The organism is Variovorax sp. P4_B10 (assembly GCF_056402375.1).
Genome location: NZ_JBFUHN010000118.1, coordinates 1 through 15,035 on the forward strand (window position 1 = coordinate 1; position 15,035 = coordinate 15,035).

The following is a 15,035-nucleotide window of genomic DNA, read 5'->3' on the forward strand; positions in this document are numbered from 1 at the left end:
CATACACACGGTGCCGTCAAAGCCTTCCAGCACGACCACCATCTCAAGGAAACCGGTGCCACAGACCCCGCCACCTTGAAGGCCATCGACGCCACGCTCAAGGAGCGCGAGGCTCAAACACAGGCAGCACCCACGACCCCGCCAATAACCGGGCAGATGCACACCTCGAACCGCCCGGCGGAGCAGCAGGTGGGTGGCTCTGGCCTCGCTGACTCTGCGCTGTACAAGCAAGCTTTGGCGGGCCTGGAAAAGTACAACGCCGAGCACAGGATTCCGTCAACGAACGAGCAAAACCAGAACATTGCCGGCGCACTGGCTGTGGAGGCTCAAGCCAAGGGGCTCAAGCAGATCGACCATGTGGAGCCAAGCGGCAATGGCAACAGGATCATCGCTGTGCAGGGCACACCGGGTCATGTGCACTCCAGGGTGGTCGATGTGGACACGATGGTGGCGCTGAACACGCCGGTCGCTCAAAGCTCGCAGGCGTTCACGGTCGTGCAGCTGGTACAGCAGGCGCAGCAGCAAGCTCCTCAGCACGACAACCAGCAGGCCGCGCAGCAAGCGGCGCCAGCGATGTCTCGCTGAGGCTCGCATTCAAAAGTCGAATCACCCGCCGACGCCCGTGAATATCACAACACCGGCTGTCCATTCGATAGCGGCCAAACCGTTCGACGGATGGATTGCTGCACAGGCCGGGTACGCGCGTGTGCGACTTCGTTGGCGTGGTTCGGGCATTGGCGGTGCTGGTCGGCGGACTTCACACGATCGGGGCGCGGTGCACGATCCCGATCGCCTTGATCGCCTTCGCGCTGATCTACGTTTGGGTCGACGACAAGATCAACACCTTTCGCGACGACTTCATGCACAACACGATGTCAGCGGTCGCCGCGATCGTCTTGGTGCTGTTCACAGCCTGGATCATGGTGCAGGGCTTTCGCATCCTCACGGGCCAGTCGCGCGAGCCGATGATGGGGCTGGTGGTCARTGCGAGCCGCACCACCCTCATCCTGATCGCCGCCTCCACCATGGCCCTGGGTGGCTCCAGCATCCAGACCTTCTTCACCGACACCATGGCCTCGGGCATCAATGGCCTGGTCACCGGCAGCAACGACAAGCCCGAGAAGGTCATCGACAAGAACCTGGCCTACACCGTGATGGCGATGGGCGCCATCGACGGCGCGCAGGGACTCAACGCCAGCAACAGCGCCGACAACGTGGCCGCCGCGGGCCGCGCCTCGCTGATCGCCATGCTGGGCGTGGCCGGCCCGCCGATGACGGCTGCGGCCATGCTGCTCATGTACAAGGTGGCGCTGGCGCTGTTCATCGGGTTCGGGCCGATTTTCATCATGTGCCTGATGTTCAAGGTGACGGAGCAGATGTTCTGGAGCTGGCTCAAATACGGGCTGGGTACCTTGTTCTCGATGGCGGTGCTCAGTTTCATGGTCTCGATCGTGCTGGATCTGACGCTGCGCGTGGCGGCCGCCTTGTGGGCGGCCAGCGCTGTCAGCGGCTTGCTGGACGTTGCAGGCAGCGCTGGACTGACGACCCAGGCGATGCAGCAAGGGGGCATCGGGTTGTTGATGACGACGTTGCTGATCTCTGCGCCRCCGATGGCGGCGGCGTTCTTCGGAGGGACGATGGGGCAGTTTGCAACGAATGCGCAGGTCAATGGTGGGACGAACCCGAATAGCGTCGGGCCGCAGGGGCAGGCGCCAGGGACTTATACGCCGCCAGCCAGCCAGACGTCACAAACAACTACCTCCAACCAAAGAGGTAGCGCTGGTGGACTCGGCGGTGGCTCCAACCGCATCTCGGCACAGCCACCTAGTGATGAAATCAGAGCCGCATCCGCTCCCCCGCCACCAAAGGCACTCAAGGTCGATGGAGAGGTGTGATGGAGACGTTCGCACGAGCTTTGTTGTTGATGATTGCAGGGTTGCTTTGGAATGGTCTCGCGCATGCTGAAGGTAACTGCCCTCCGGGGCAATACCCTGTTGGCGGACAGGGTTGGCAGGGTTGCAATCCCATTCCGGGCTATGGGAATCAGCGGCAGGCGCCGCAGCAGCCAGCACCGCGGTGGGAAAGCCGATGGGGGGCAATTGCGACGGATGGACCCAATGACGCTTTGGGCGTAGCCACCGACATGCGGAGCAAACGAGAAGCCTCGCAAGCAGCCATGCATGGCTGCCAGTCAAAGGGCGGTGTGAACTGCAAAATTGACGTTACCTATGACAACCAATGTGCCGCGATTGTCGTAGGCGACGGTGCATACAACGTAGGCAATGCCGCCACCGTGGATATTGCAGTTGCATCAGGCATGAAGACGTGTCGTGACGGTGGACTCACCAACTGCCACGCCTACTACACCGCCTGCAGCCTGCCGGTGCGGACTCAGTAATGCCATGCACATCAGTTCGCATTTAGTAATTTGCCAACTTCACCGCCAGAGAAAATTGCTCGCGGTTAATCCAACTACGACATGAAAATCAGTTCCTGGTTTCTTGCATTTATGCTGAGTGCGGCGTCCCTGCAAGCGTCCGCGCAAAAAACATTGCCCGAAATGCAAGGCACCGATGCAAGCAGCGTCGCACCCGGTTATTACGCTACCGAGCAAGGGTGGGGGTGGCTGGTTGTTGAGCCCGCCAAGAACGGGACAACCCGTTTCTCCGTTGAAACCCAGTCCACACCTACGGGTGGCTGCAGCGGATTGGAAGGCGTACTCAAGGGGCACATTGGCACCGTTCGTGACGGCAAAGACGCCTGCATCATCCGTTTCAATCCGACTGCCAACGGGTCGGCGCTAAAAGCCGAAACGGTCGAAGCCTGCCGGCAGTTTTGCGGTCTGAGCGGGAGTTTCGATGGCGAGTATTTGCATGATGCGAATCCCGCATGCTTTCCTGCCACGGTTGAAGAGACGCGTGGCCGCTTCAAGAAGTTGTACGCCCGCAGGGACTACCGGAGCGCCCTGTTGACCTTGCAACCTGTCCTGAAAAACTGCACCTCTTTACTTACCGAACTGGATCTGGGTCCGATCCGCAACGACTTTGCCCTCACGCAATACAAGAACGGACAGCGCGAAGAATGCCTCGCCACGCTGACGCCCTATCAAAAAGACGCGCGACGCAGTGACAAGGAGATATTGCAGGACTGGGGCCGACCCGATGTGGCGGACGAATACCTCGCAATCGTCAAGGCCGCGAGAACCAATCTGCATCTGTGCGGTAGGGGCAGATAGCCCGCCTTTCAAACTGCGGTGTTTTTAACAAGGGAGGTAGTCCAATGAACAATCCGAATAACCCGAGCGACAAGAATGCATTGAGCGATGACGATGCCCGATCCTTGGCCTATTTTGCGGTGGGCGTGGGTTCGGAGGGCAGCATTGGCGGGCGCGATGTCTCCAATCACCTTTCGTTTGCCGGCAATGAGAAGGACGGCAAGCTGAATCCGATAGGGAACAGTGGCTATTCGCTGGGCACGCTGCAAACCGATTTGGGCGCACACCCCGAGGTAGCGCAACCATTGGTCGTGGCCTATCAAGCTTGGGCCAAAGCGCATCATTCCGACTGGGTGCTGGACAGCAAACAGGAACAGCAAACGGTCACCGATCTGGGGCGCAGCGGCAATGCCATTCGAGCCGACGGTAACCGGGCATTGGACGCCACCGTCAAATCCCATCTTGATGAGTTCTTGAAGTCCAACGTCGGCAAGACCTTCGTGCACGAACGCGATGAGCGTCAAGTCAATCTTCTGACACGACCCAACAGCGTGCTTACCAAGTTGCAAGCCACACAGCTGTACCAGAACGCATCGCGCGAGGACCAAACTCGGTTGGCCACCATCGCGTTGAAAGTCGAGAACCAGACCGGAGGAGAAGGGGCTGTGTGGAAGCACGAGAAGCACCACAAGCCTCACAAAGTCGTTGATGGTCTGGTTGAGAGCATCAACAAGGGTGAGATCAAGGGCATGGGGGATATCGAGCCCTGGCTGAACAAGCATCCCAAGTACGTGCACGACGGAGTTGCGCACGCTCTCCAAGGTACGGAGACTTATTTGCGCCTGGAGCGGACCGATCCGAAAAGTGATTTGCACCGAGCATGGGACAGCGTCAAAGCCAATGCCACGATGGATCCAGGCAAGCTGGACCCGACTTCAGCCTTTGCGAAAGACTACGCCACGGTGAAGGATCAGTTTCTGCATGCCAATGGCCATCGCCAAGGCAAGCACAGTATCGCCATCGGCGAAATTCAAACCAAGCTCGGACAGTTGGGCTATACCAATCCTGACAAGACTCCTCTCGCGACCGATGGCCACATGGGTCGCAACACGCGCGAGGCGCTCAAGGCCTTTCAGCATGAGCACCATCTCAAAGAAACCGGCACTACAGATTCCACCACTTTGAAGGCGATCGACGCTACGCTCAAAGAGCGTGGAGTTCAGAGGCAGTCAGCACCGACGACCGAGCAGAGCAATGACCCGAACCGCCCGGCCCCGTCGCAGATCACGGATCCCGCTCACCCCGGCAACCGACTGTTCGAGCAAGCCCGGACTGGCATGCAGGCGATCGACGCCAAGTTCGGGCGCACTTCGGATCACCAGACCGACAACGCCGCAGGCCACGTGGCGGTGAAGGCGCAATGCGCCGGCATGAAGTGCATCGACCTGATGGAGTTGGGCGGCATCAGCGGCGACAAGATCATTGCCGTACAGGGCAAGCTCGGAAACGCACATTCGAAGGTGATCTCTGTGGACACAGTGGCGGCGTTGAACATGCCACTGGCGCAGAGTTCGCAGGCCTCGGCCGAGGTGCATGCCCAGCAGCAGAGCCAACGGGCGCGGCAAGTGACTCCGCCTGTCCAGACGCAAGAGGCTCCGGCCATGTCTCGCTGAATCGGGCTTCAAGGTCGAATCACTCGCCAACGCCCATGGACACTTCGCTGCAACCGGCCAATCCGATCGCAATTGAGCTGTTCGACGTGCTTGGCCGGGTGGCTACATGGGCCAAGGCGCGTGTGCGCAGTGTCGTCACCACGGCCTGGATCATGGTGCAGGGCTTTCGCATCCTCACGGGCCAGTCGCGCGAGCCGATGATGGGGCTGGTGGTCAGTGCGAGCCGCACCACCCTCATCCTGATCGCCGCCTCCACCATGGCCTTGGGCGGCTCCAGCATCCAGACCTTCTTCACCGACACCATGGCCTCGGGAATCAATGGCCTGGCCACCGTGCGCAAGCAGAACGTGACCAGAGGCAGAGAGACCAGCCGCAGCGAGTCCGAAGTTTGCGCCCTGATGCTGCCGCAGGAGCTCAAGGCCATGGGGCCGGACACGGAGGTCTTTCTCTGCGAAGGTATTCCGCATCCGGCCAAGTGCGACAAGATCCGCTACTACCAGGACAACTACTTCACGCAGCGGCTGAAAGAAAAGGTGCCGATCCCTGTCTTGTCGATCTGAGACCGGTGCCCTTGCGCCATCAGCTGGCCAGCAACTGCCTGAGCACAAACGGCAGGATGCCCCCGTGCTTGTAGTAGTCGACCTCGATCGGCGTGTCGATGCGCAGGCGCACCGTCACCTCCTGGTGCATGCCGTCGGGGCGGTGCACGACCAGCTTCACGTCCATCTGCGGCTTGAGTTCGCCGCCGATCACGACGTCGATCTGCTCGTCGCCCGTGAGGCCCAGCGTCTGCCATGAATCGGCGCCGCGGAACTGCAGCGGCAGCACGCCCATGCCGACCAGGTTGGCACGGTGGATGCGCTCGAAGCTGCGCGCCACCACGGCCTTGATGCCCAGCAACTGGGTGCCCTTGGCAGCCCAGTCGCGCGACGAGCCCGTGCCGTATTCCTCGCCGCCGAACACCACCGTCGGCACGCCCTGTTCCATGTACTTCATGGCGGCGTCGTAGATGAACATCTTCTGGTTGCCGGGCTGGAACAGCGTGACGCCGCCCTCTTCCTGCGTGCCGTTGGCATCCGGCGGAATCATCAGGTTCTTGATGCGCACGTTGGCGAAGGTGCCGCGCATCATCACGTCGTGGTTGCCGCGGCGCGAGCCGTAGCTGTTGAAGTCGGCTTTGGGCACGCCGTGCGCCTTGAGCCAGATGCCCGCGGGCGAGCTGTCCTTGATCGAGCCGGCCGGCGAGATGTGGTCGGTGGTGATCGAGTCGCCGAAGAGCGCCATGATGCGCGCGCCCTTGAAGCCGGCGTCCGACGCATGCGGCTCCATCTTGAAGCCCTCGAAGAACGGCGGCTCGGCGATGTAGGTCGACTTGGGCCAGTCGTAGACCTGGCCGTTCGTGCCCTTGATGCTGCTCCAGAACTTGCCCGGATCGGTCTTCACCTTTTCGTAGTTGGCGCGGAACGACTTGGCGTTCATCGCATAGCGCAGGTTCTCGTCGATCTCCTTCGGCGTCGGCCAGATGTCGCCGAGGTACACGTCCTTGCCGTTCTTGCCCTTGCCGACGGGCTCGGTCATCAGGTCGGTCATCACGTTGCCGGCAATGGCGAATGCGACCACCAGCGGCGGCGATGCGAGGAAGTTGGCCTTCAGGTTCGGATGGATGCGCGCCTCGAAGTTGCGGTTGCCCGAGAGCACGGCCGCGCCGATCAGGTCGTTCTTGGTGATAGCCTCGTTGATCTCGGGCGTCAGGTCGCCGGCATTGCCGATGCAAGTGGTGCAGCCGTAGCCTGCGAGGTAGAAGCCGAGCTTTTCGAGGTACGGCAGGAGGCCCGCCTTCTCGAGGTATTCGGTGACGATGCGCGAGCCGGGCGCGAGCGAGGTCTTGACGTGCGGCTTGACCGTGAGGCCCGCCTCCACCGCCTTCTTGGCCAGCAGGCCGGCCGCGAGCATCACGCTCGGGTTCGAGGTGTTGGTGCACGAGGTGATGGCCGCGATCAGCACGTCGCCGTTGCCGATGGTGACCTCGCCCTTGGGCGCGGAGGGCGCCGTCGCGCTCGTATGCGCAGCAGCCTTGGTCGAGCGGTTGGCCACCATCTCGACCACATCGCGCGGCGAACCGGCGGGCGGCGGGGCAGCTTCGTTGTCGTCGCCCTGCCCGGCCTTCAACAGCGGATAGCGCACCTTGAGCTTATCGGCCGGCTGGTTGAAGCCGTTGGCGTCGTTGGGCTTGCTGTAGAGCTCGGAGAACTTGGTGGCCAGGTGGCCGAGGTCGATGCGGTCCTGCGGGCGCTTGGGGCCTGCCAGGCTCGGCGACACGGTGCCGAGGTCGAGCTTGACGATCTTGGTGTAGTCGATGTCGCCCGGGGCGGGCATGCCGAACAGGCCCTGCGCCTTGTAGTAGGCCTCGAAGCGCTCGACCTCTTCCTTGGTGCGGCCGGTGCCTTCGAAGTACGCCACGGTCATCTCGTCGACCGGGAAGAAGCCCATGGTCGCGCCGTATTCGGGCGCCATGTTGCCGATGGTCGCGCGGTCGGGCACGGCGATCGATGCGGCGCCGGGGCCGAAGAATTCGACGAACTTGCCCACCACTTTTTCGGCCCGCAGGATGGCGGTGACGAACAGCACCAGGTCGGTCGCCGTGACGCCTTCGCGCAGCTTGCCGGTGAGCTCGAAGCCCACCACGTCGGGCGTCAGCATGTAGACCGGCTGGCCCAGCATGGCCGCCTCGGCCTCGATGCCGCCCACGCCCCAGCCGACCACGCCGACGCCGTTGATCATGGTGGTGTGGCTGTCGGTGCCGACCAGCGAGTCGGGGTAATAGGTGGGCGTGTCACCCTTGTCGTACGGGCTCTTGTAGACGCCGCGTGCGAAGTACTCGAGATTGACCTGGTGGACGATGCCGAAGCCCGGCGGCACGACACGGAAGGTGTCGAAGGCCTGCATGCCCCACTTCATGAACTGGTAGCGCTCGTTGTTGCGCTGGAACTCGAGCTTCATGTTGAGGTCGAGCGCCTTGGACGTGCCGTAGTAGTCGACCATCACCGAGTGGTCGACCACGAGGTCGACGGGCACCAGCGGCTCGATGGTCTTGGGCGACTTGTTCAGCTTGGCGGCCACGCTGCGCATGGCGGCCAGGTCGGCCAGCAGCGGCACGCCGGTGAAGTCCTGCAGCACCACGCGGGTGACGACAAAGGGAATTTCGTCGGTGCGCTCCGCGTTGGGCGCCCAGTGGGCCAGTTCCTCGACGTGCTTGGCCGTGACCTTCTGCCCGTCGCAATTGCGCAGCACCGATTCGAGCACGATGCGGATCGATACCGGCAAGCGGTCGACGGTGGGATATTGCTTCGCCAGTTCCTTGAGCGACCAATATTTGCCGGCTTTCCCCGATGCAGTCTTGAAGGTCTTGAGGGTGGACGCAAAGGCGTGCGCCGGTGCTTTGGCCATAGAGGAACTCCTGTTTGTTTCGTGGAAGCGCCTCAAAGATAGCAGGGATCAATGTCAACTGTTGTAGTCTGGCTTCCTCGGAAATGGCGTGGTGCGCGGTCGATTCGGGGGCTTTTGTTCGGGGCGCGGTCGTTGTGCTGGCCGATCAACCGCTGCGCTGAGCGATCACGCCGATGATGTGCTCTGCGCAGCGAAATAAAGGAGGAGGCCTGCGGCCTTAGGCCGCGCCGGGGGACATTCGCGGAGCAGAGCACACCGTCGGCGTGAGCGCGCCCCCAATCTCCCCCCTATCCGGGAACGTCGAAGGCTTATGCCAGGGCCATGCCCGCGCGAGTCCGAGTGCGGCGCAGGCCGGTCCATTGAAGCTCGGCCAGCACCACCACGGTGACCGCCTGCGCGATCACCCAGGCCGTGCCCAGCGCAGTGACAGGGAAAGCGCCACCGACCAGCAAGACCGCGCAAGCCACGGCCCAGCCGAAATTGCCGACGACCACGAGACCGATCAGCGTGCGCGGCGGCGTGCTGCGGCTGGCCATGAAGGCGGCGGCCGCCGCGTACGCCAGCAGGAACACTCCGGTGCCCATCAACAGCGCCGCCGGCAGCCCGGTCAGGCGGGCCAGTGCGCCGGTGAATGCCACCTGCAGCGCACCGGTTGCGGCGCAGGAGGCGGCGTCGGCCCACATCACGTTGGGCAGGAAGCGGGGGGAAGCAAAGACGGACATGAGAATCTCCTTCGGTGGATACGCCGCAAGCCAGTCCTGCCGCGTTGGAGCCAATGATTCCGGCGGGCGTGCATCGCGTCGATGACCTGGGAGGTCATGGCGCCGCGCCGCCGCCGCGCCAAAATGCGGCCATGAACACCACCCGCCCCCATTCGTCCAAGGCCAGCCAGCCCGGCGCGCGCGATCCGTTCGGCGCCCATCTGCGGCACTGGCGCACCCACCGCCGCCTGAGCCAGCTCGACCTGGCGCAGGAAGCCGAGGTCTCGACCCGCCACCTGAGCTATGTGGAAACCGGCCGCGCCGCGCCCAGCCGCGAGATGGTGCTGCGGCTGGCCGAGCGGCTCGAAGTGCCGCTGCGCGAGCGCAATGCGCTGCTGGTGGCGGCCGGCTTCGCGCCCATGTACCGGCAGCGCTCGCTGGACGACCCGGCCCTGGCTTCCGCCCGGCGCGCGGTGGATCTGGTGCTGAAGGGCCACGAACCCTTTCCCGCGCTGGCTGTGGACCGCCACTGGAACCTGGTGGCGCACAACGCGCTCGTGCCGCTGCTGATGGCCGGTGCGGCGCCGGAACTGGTGCAGGCGCCCATCAACGTGCTGCGGCTGAGCCTGCACCCCGACGGGCTGGCCTCGCGCATCGCCAACCTCGCACAGTGGCGCGCCCACCTCCTCGAACGGCTGCAGCAGCAGATTGCCGCGACAGGCGACGCCGTGCTGCAGGCGCTGCACGACGAACTCGAGGCCTTCCCCACCCCCAACGTGAGCCACGACGCGCCCGCGACCGACGCGGAGCTGTCGGGCGTGGTGGTGCCCTTTCAGCTCGTCACGCCGAACGGCGTGCTGAGCTTCATCAGCACCACGACGATCTTCGGCACGCCGGTCGACGTCACGTTGCAGGAACTGGCGGTGGAGTCGTTCTTTCCGGCCGATGCGCAGACGGCGGCGGCGCTGACGGCGATGGCGGCACGGCCGGCGGGTTGAAATCCGGGCGCTCCTGCGCCGCGGGGCCTTCGAAGTCGTCCACCTGGATGACCTTGTCGGCCGCCCGCAGGTAGGCCAGGGCGAGTGCAGGGTCGGGCGCCGAACGCGCCGCTTCCTCCAGCGAGTTCGTGCGGCGCAGCACCTTGTTGAGCGCGGCGGTCGTGTCGCCGAGCTGCGCGCCAAGTTCCATCGCATGCATCAGGTCGCGCAAGCCGCCGGCCGCGGGCTCGCTGAGGTCGGGCACCAGGTGCTTGACGATGCGCGGGTTCGCGCGCAACAGGTCGGCCAGCGCCATCAATTGCACATCGCGCAACGGCGCAAGGTGGGCCGTGCGGCGCAGCACCAGCGCACCGATCACGCGCCGGCCTGCGGTCGGCAGGTTGGCATAGAGGTCGCGCAGAATCCTGCCGGCCTCGTCGAGCTGCAGCCGGATCGCCGCCTGCGCGAACGGCAGCAGCTCGGGCGCCGCATCGACGCGATAGCGCCAGACGCAGGCGCTCGCCAGATACAGATGCGCCAGCACGTCGCCCAGGCGCGCCGACAGCAGCTCCATGCGCTTGAGCTTGCCGCCGAGCAGGCCCATGGCAAGGTCGGCGGTGAGCGCGTACTTGGCGCTCATGCGCGCGATGAGCCGCGCCTCTCGGGCCAGTGCTTCGGGCGGTTCGCCGAGCACCGGCGCGCCGAACAGGCTGTGCCACAGGTTGACCGCCACATGCTTGCCGTGCGCGATCAACGCCTTGCCGAGCGCAGCTTCGTCCTTCGCCTGCACGGCCGCCATTTCGTCGAGCACATGCGGATGGCAGCGCACCGCCCCCTGGCCGAACACGATGAGCGCACGCGTGAGGATGTTGGCGCCCTCCACCGTGATCGCGATCGGCGCCTGCCGGTAAGAGATGCCGAGCAAATTCGACGGGCCCGAGATGATGCCCTTGCCGCCGAGGATGTCCATGCCATGGTTGACCGCGCGGCGCCCTGCTTCGGTCAGCTGCACCTTGAGGATCGCGCCCGCCACGCTGGGCCGCTCGCCCTTGTCGAGCGCCGCAGCCGTCAGGCGGCGCGCCGCATCGCTCGCATAGAGCTCGGCGGACATTTGCGCGATCAGCCCCGCAACCGCGTGGAACTTGCCGACAGGCAAACCGAACTGCTCGCGGATCTGCCCGTAGCCGTTGCTCACGTAGAGCGCCGTCTGCTGCATGGCCGAGCCGACCGCGGGCAGCGAGATCGCGCGGCCCGTGGCCAGGCATTCCATCAGCATGCGCCAACCCTGGCCGACCTGCTTCTCGCCGCCGATGATCCAGTCCATGGGCACGAAGACCCGGCGGCCGCGGATCGGGCCGTTCATGAAGGCGCTGTCCATCGGGCGATGGCGCCGGCCGATCTCCATGCCCTCGTGCGGCACGGGAATCAGTGCGCAGGTGATGCCGAGCTCGCGCCGTCCTTCGGGAAGACTCTCGTCGATGGCATGGAAGGCCAGGCCCACCACGGTGGCCACAGGCGCGAGCGTGATGTAGCGCTTGTCGAAATCGACCAGGAAGCCGCGGGTCGGCTTGCCGTTGAACTCGCGCTCGACCACCACGCCGCGATCGGGGATGGATGCGGCATCGGAACCGGCGTAGGGCGACGTCAGCCCGAAGCACGGCAGCTCGCGGCCATCGGCGAGGCGCGGCAGGTAGTGGTCCTTCTGCGCATCGGTGCCGTAGCGCAGCAGCAGCTCGGCCGGGCCGAGCGAGTTGGGCACCATCACCGTGACGGCCGTGGCCACGTCGACGGTGGCAATGCGCGTCACCACCGTGGCGTGCGCGTAATGGCCGAAGCCGAGGCCGCCGAACGCCTCGGGGATGATCATTCCGAAGAAACGCTTCTCTCGCAGGTAGCGCCAGACCTCGGGCGGCAGGTCGTGCGCCTCGTCGATGGCGTGCTCGTCGAGCATGCGGCAGAGCGTGCGCACCTCGCGATCGAGAAAGGCCTGCTCGCGTCCGGTGAGCTGGTTCGGCCCCTTGGCGGCGAGCGCATCGAAGTCCGGCCGGCCCGCGAAGAGCTGGCCCTCGAACCCGACGGTGCCGGCCTCGAGCGCCGCGCGCTCGGTGTCGCCCAGCGGCGGCAGTGCCTTCGAGAAGGGCTGCATGGCCCATCGGCCGATCAGGGAAGCCAGAGGCATGGTGTCTCCTTCGCCGCGGCGCACGCGCGGATCGATTGACACCATTCTTGGGCTTCGCGACGCCCGCACACAGCCGGTCAAGGGCGTTCCTGCATGTCGGAGGCCGTCGCGCAACGCGCACAAAAAAGCCCCGCCGAAGCGGGGCTTTTCGTTGGTGCGCCAGGGAGATCAGGCCGCGACTGCGTCCGCCACACCCTTGTAGTCGTCGATCTTGTCGAAGTTCAGGTACTGGTAGATCTGCGCGCTCGACGCGTCGAGCACGCCGGTCGCTGCCATGTACTCTTCCCGGGTCGGGATGCGACCGAGGCGCGAGCAGATGGCGGCCAGCTCGGCCGAGCCGAGGTACACGTTGGTGTTCTTGCCCAGGCGGTTGGGGAAGTTGCGGGTGCTGGTCGACATCACCGTTGCGCCTTCGCGCACCTGGGCCTGGTTGCCCATGCACAGCGAGCAGCCCGGCATTTCGGTGCGGGCGCCGGCATTGCCGAACACGCCGTAGTGGCCTTCTTCGGTGAGCTGTTGCGCATCCATCTTGGTCGGCGGTGCGATCCACAGCTTGACCGGGATGTCGCGCTTGCCTTCGAGCAGCTTCGACGCGGCGCGGAAGTGGCCGATGTTGGTCATGCACGAGCCGATGAACACTTCGTCGATCACGGCACCGGCCACGTCGCTCAGCGTCTTCACGTCGTCCGGGTCGTTCGGGCAGGCCACGATGGGTTCGTGGATCTCGGCCAGGTCGATCTCGATGACGGCGGCGTAGTCGGCGTCGGCATCGCCCTTGAGCAGCTGCGGGTCCGCAAGCCAGGCTTCCTGCGCGGCGATGCGGCGTGCCAGCGTGCGGGCGTCGGCATAGCCTTCGGCAATCATCCACTTCATCAGCGTGATGTTGCTGTTGATGTACTCGATGATCGGTTCCTTGTTCAGGTGCACCGTGCAGCCGGCGGCCGAGCGCTCGGCCGAGGCGTCGCTCAGTTCGAAGGCCTGTTCGACCTTCAGGTCCGGCAGGCCTTCGATTTCGAGGATGCGGCCCGAGAAGATGTTCTTCTTGCCCTTCTTCTCGACCGTCAGCAGACCGCTCTTGATGGCGTACAGCGGAATGGCATTGACCAGGTCGCGCAGCGTGACGCCGGGCTGCATCTTGCCCTTGAAGCGCACGAGCACCGATTCGGGCATGTCCAGCGGCATCACGCCGGTGGCTGCGGCGAAGGCCACGAGGCCGGAGCCTGCAGGGAAGCTGATGCCGATCGGGAAACGGGTGTGGCTGTCGCCGCCGGTGCCGACGGTGTCGGGCGTCAGCAGGCGGTTGAGCCAGCTGTGGATCACGCCGTCGCCCGGACGCAGCGAGACGCCGCCGCGGTTGGCCATGAACTCGGGGAGTTCATGGTGCATCTTGACGTCGACCTTCTTCGGATACGCCGCCGTGTGGCAGAACGACTGCATCACGAGATCGGCCGAGAAGCCCAGGCAGGCCAGGTCCTTCAGCTCGTCGCGCGTCATCGGGCCGGTGGTGTCCTGCGAGCCGACCGAGGTCATCTTGGGTTCGCAGTACGTGCCCGGGCGAACGCCCTGGCCTTCCGGCAGACCGCAGGCGCGGCCGACCATCTTCTGTGCGAGCGAGTAGCCCTTCTTGGTGTCGACCGGGCTGGTCGGCAGGCGGAACAGCGTGGACACCGGCAGGCCCAGCGCCTCGCGCGCCTTGGCCGTGAGACCGCGGCCGATGATCAGCGGAATGCGGCCGCCGGCGCGCACTTCGTCGAACAGCACCTCGCTCTTGACCTGGAATTCGGCAATGACCTTGCCGTCCTTCAGTGCCTTGCCTTCGTAGGGACGCAGCTCGACCACGTCGCCCATGTTCATCTGCGCCACGTCGAGCTCGATGGGCAGTGCGCCCGAGTCTTCCATCGTGTTGTAGAAGATCGGCGCGATCTTGCCGCCGAGGCAGACGCCGCCGAAGCGCTTGTTCGGCACGAAGGGAATGTCTTCGCCGGTGAACCACAGCACCGAGTTGGTGGCGCTCTTGCGCGACGAACCCGTGCCGACCACGTCGCCGGCGTAGGCCACGAGGTGGCCGCGGGCGCGCAGGTCTTCGATGAACTTCACCGGGCCGCGCTTGCCGTCTTCTTCGGGAACGATGCCGGGGCGCGCGTTCTTGTGCATCGCGAGCGCGTGCATCGGAATGTCAGGACGCGTGGTCGCGTCGGGTGCGGGGGACAGGTCGTCGGTGTTGATTTCGCCGGCCACCTTGAAGATGCTGACGGTGATGCTCTCGGGCACTTCGGGGCGGCTCGTGAACCACTCGGCGTCGGCCCAGCTTTGCAGCACGCCCTTGGCGTTGGCATTGCCCTTGTCGGCCTTTTCCTTGACGTCGTGGAACTGGTCGAACATCAACAGGGTCTTCTTCAGGCCCTCGGCCGCCACGGCGCCGACTTCGGCGTCGTCGAGCAGGTCGATCATCGGGCTGATGTTGTAGCCGCCGAGCATGGTGCCGAGCAGTTCGGTGGCGCGGGCGCGCGAGATGAAAGCGCTCTTTTCGGTGCCATGCGCCACGGCTGCGAGGTAGCTCGCCTTGACCTTGGCCGCGTCGTCGACGCCGGCGGGCACGCGATAGGTGAGCAGGTCGAGCAGGAAGGCGCCGTCTTTTTCGTTCGCGCTCTTGAGGAGCTCGATCGCTTCAGAGGTCTGCTTCGCGCTCAGGGGCAGCGGCGGGATACCGAGCGCGGCGCGTTCGGCAACATGGTCAACGTAGGCTTGCAACATCTTCTTTTCTCCGGAAACTGGACTGGCGGGCATGCAGCGCGGCAAGCAAGAGCCGCGCCGCATCCCTGGTGGGGGCTCTTACTTCTTGGC

General features: G+C 64.7%; 11 protein-coding genes. 7 read left to right on the forward strand and 4 right to left on the reverse strand.

From position 1 onward, the window contains the following. The 6 genes from AC1DXX_RS31100 to AC1DXX_RS31125 form a co-directional block, all read left to right on the forward strand. Nucleotides 1–585 (forward strand): XVIPCD domain-containing protein (locus AC1DXX_RS31100; protein WP_478138058.1); only part of this gene is annotated, 585 nt, incomplete at its 5' end. A 119-nt stretch (nucleotides 586–704) separates the two neighbouring features. Then, nucleotides 705–1,895, forward strand: a complete 1,191-nt coding sequence (locus AC1DXX_RS31105) for a TrbL/VirB6 family protein (RefSeq protein WP_478138059.1) — start codon at nucleotides 705–707, stop codon at nucleotides 1,893–1,895. Then, complete coding sequence (locus AC1DXX_RS31110; RefSeq protein ID WP_478138060.1) at nucleotides 1,895–2,398, forward strand: DUF4189 domain-containing protein; 504 nt, start codon at nucleotides 1,895–1,897, stop codon at nucleotides 2,396–2,398. The genes AC1DXX_RS31105 and AC1DXX_RS31110 overlap by 1 nt, the downstream gene beginning before the upstream one ends. A gap of 81 nt (nucleotides 2,399–2,479) precedes the next feature. Further along, entirely contained in the window at nucleotides 2,480–3,235 is a 756-nt protein-coding gene (locus AC1DXX_RS31115; RefSeq protein WP_478138061.1) for a hypothetical protein, read from the forward strand. A gap of 44 nt (nucleotides 3,236–3,279) precedes the next feature. Then, nucleotides 3,280–4,887 carry an XVIPCD domain-containing protein gene (locus AC1DXX_RS31120; RefSeq protein ID WP_478138062.1) on the forward strand — a complete coding sequence of 536 codons (1,608 nt, stop codon included), beginning with the start codon at nucleotides 3,280–3,282 and terminating at the stop codon, nucleotides 4,885–4,887. Nucleotides 4,888–4,922: 35 nt separating this feature from the next. Further along, nucleotides 4,923–5,447 (forward strand): type IV secretory system conjugative DNA transfer family protein, encoded by a 525-nt coding sequence (locus AC1DXX_RS31125; RefSeq protein WP_478138063.1) that lies wholly within the window; start codon nucleotides 4,923–4,925, stop codon nucleotides 5,445–5,447. Nucleotides 5,448–5,466: 19 nt separating this feature from the next. On the opposite strand, the gene AC1DXX_RS31130 is transcribed toward AC1DXX_RS31125, so the two are convergent. Then, nucleotides 5,467–8,334, reverse strand: coding sequence for an aconitate hydratase (locus AC1DXX_RS31130; RefSeq protein ID WP_478138064.1), 2,868 nt, complete (start codon nucleotides 8,332–8,334; stop codon nucleotides 5,467–5,469). Nucleotides 8,335–8,642: 308 nt separating this feature from the next. Next, nucleotides 8,643–9,056 carry a hypothetical protein gene (locus tag AC1DXX_RS31135; RefSeq protein WP_478138065.1) on the reverse strand — a complete coding sequence of 138 codons (414 nt, stop codon included), beginning with the start codon at nucleotides 9,054–9,056 and terminating at the stop codon, nucleotides 8,643–8,645. Nucleotides 9,057–9,187: 131 nt separating this feature from the next. Here AC1DXX_RS31135 and AC1DXX_RS31140 point away from each other — a divergent pair, with 131 nt between their 5' ends. Then, nucleotides 9,188–10,033 carry a helix-turn-helix domain-containing protein gene (locus tag AC1DXX_RS31140; RefSeq protein ID WP_478138066.1) on the forward strand — a complete coding sequence of 282 codons (846 nt, stop codon included), beginning with the start codon at nucleotides 9,188–9,190 and terminating at the stop codon, nucleotides 10,031–10,033. Here AC1DXX_RS31140 and AC1DXX_RS31145 read toward each other — a convergent pair. Both AC1DXX_RS31145 and AC1DXX_RS31150 read right to left on the reverse strand, forming a co-directional pair. After that, nucleotides 9,939–12,191 carry an acyl-CoA dehydrogenase gene (locus tag AC1DXX_RS31145; RefSeq protein ID WP_478138067.1) on the reverse strand — a complete coding sequence of 751 codons (2,253 nt, stop codon included), beginning with the start codon at nucleotides 12,189–12,191 and terminating at the stop codon, nucleotides 9,939–9,941. The two genes, AC1DXX_RS31140 and AC1DXX_RS31145, sit on opposite strands and share 95 nt — an antisense overlap. A 168-nt stretch (nucleotides 12,192–12,359) precedes the next feature. Next, the gene (locus tag AC1DXX_RS31150; RefSeq protein ID WP_478138068.1) at nucleotides 12,360–14,945 is read right to left on the reverse strand and encodes a bifunctional aconitate hydratase 2/2-methylisocitrate dehydratase; all 2,586 of its coding nucleotides are present in this window, start codon (nucleotides 14,943–14,945) and stop codon (nucleotides 12,360–12,362) included. Nucleotides 14,946–15,035: the final 90 nt, after the last annotated feature.

Excerpts from the sequence above, each read along its gene's own strand:
- AC1DXX_RS31110 (WP_478138060.1), top strand. The coding sequence starts at position 1,895 with ATGGAGACGTTCGCACGAGCTTTGTTGTTGATGATTGCAGGGTTGCTT.
- AC1DXX_RS31115 (WP_478138061.1), top strand. The coding sequence starts at position 2,480 with ATGAAAATCAGTTCCTGGTTTCTTGCATTTATGCTGAGTGCGGCGTCC.
- AC1DXX_RS31120 (WP_478138062.1), top strand. The coding sequence starts at position 3,280 with ATGAACAATCCGAATAACCCGAGCGACAAGAATGCATTGAGCGATGAC.
- AC1DXX_RS31125 (WP_478138063.1), top strand. The coding sequence starts at position 4,923 with ATGGACACTTCGCTGCAACCGGCCAATCCGATCGCAATTGAGCTGTTC.
- AC1DXX_RS31130 (WP_478138064.1), bottom strand. The coding sequence starts at position 8,334 with ATGGCCAAAGCACCGGCGCACGCCTTTGCGTCCACCCTCAAGACCTTC.
- AC1DXX_RS31135 (WP_478138065.1), bottom strand. The coding sequence starts at position 9,056 with ATGTCCGTCTTTGCTTCCCCCCGCTTCCTGCCCAACGTGATGTGGGCC.
- AC1DXX_RS31140 (WP_478138066.1), top strand. The coding sequence starts at position 9,188 with ATGAACACCACCCGCCCCCATTCGTCCAAGGCCAGCCAGCCCGGCGCG.
- AC1DXX_RS31145 (WP_478138067.1), bottom strand. The coding sequence starts at position 12,191 with ATGCCTCTGGCTTCCCTGATCGGCCGATGGGCCATGCAGCCCTTCTCG.
- AC1DXX_RS31150 (WP_478138068.1), bottom strand. The coding sequence starts at position 14,945 with ATGTTGCAAGCCTACGTTGACCATGTTGCCGAACGCGCCGCGCTCGGT.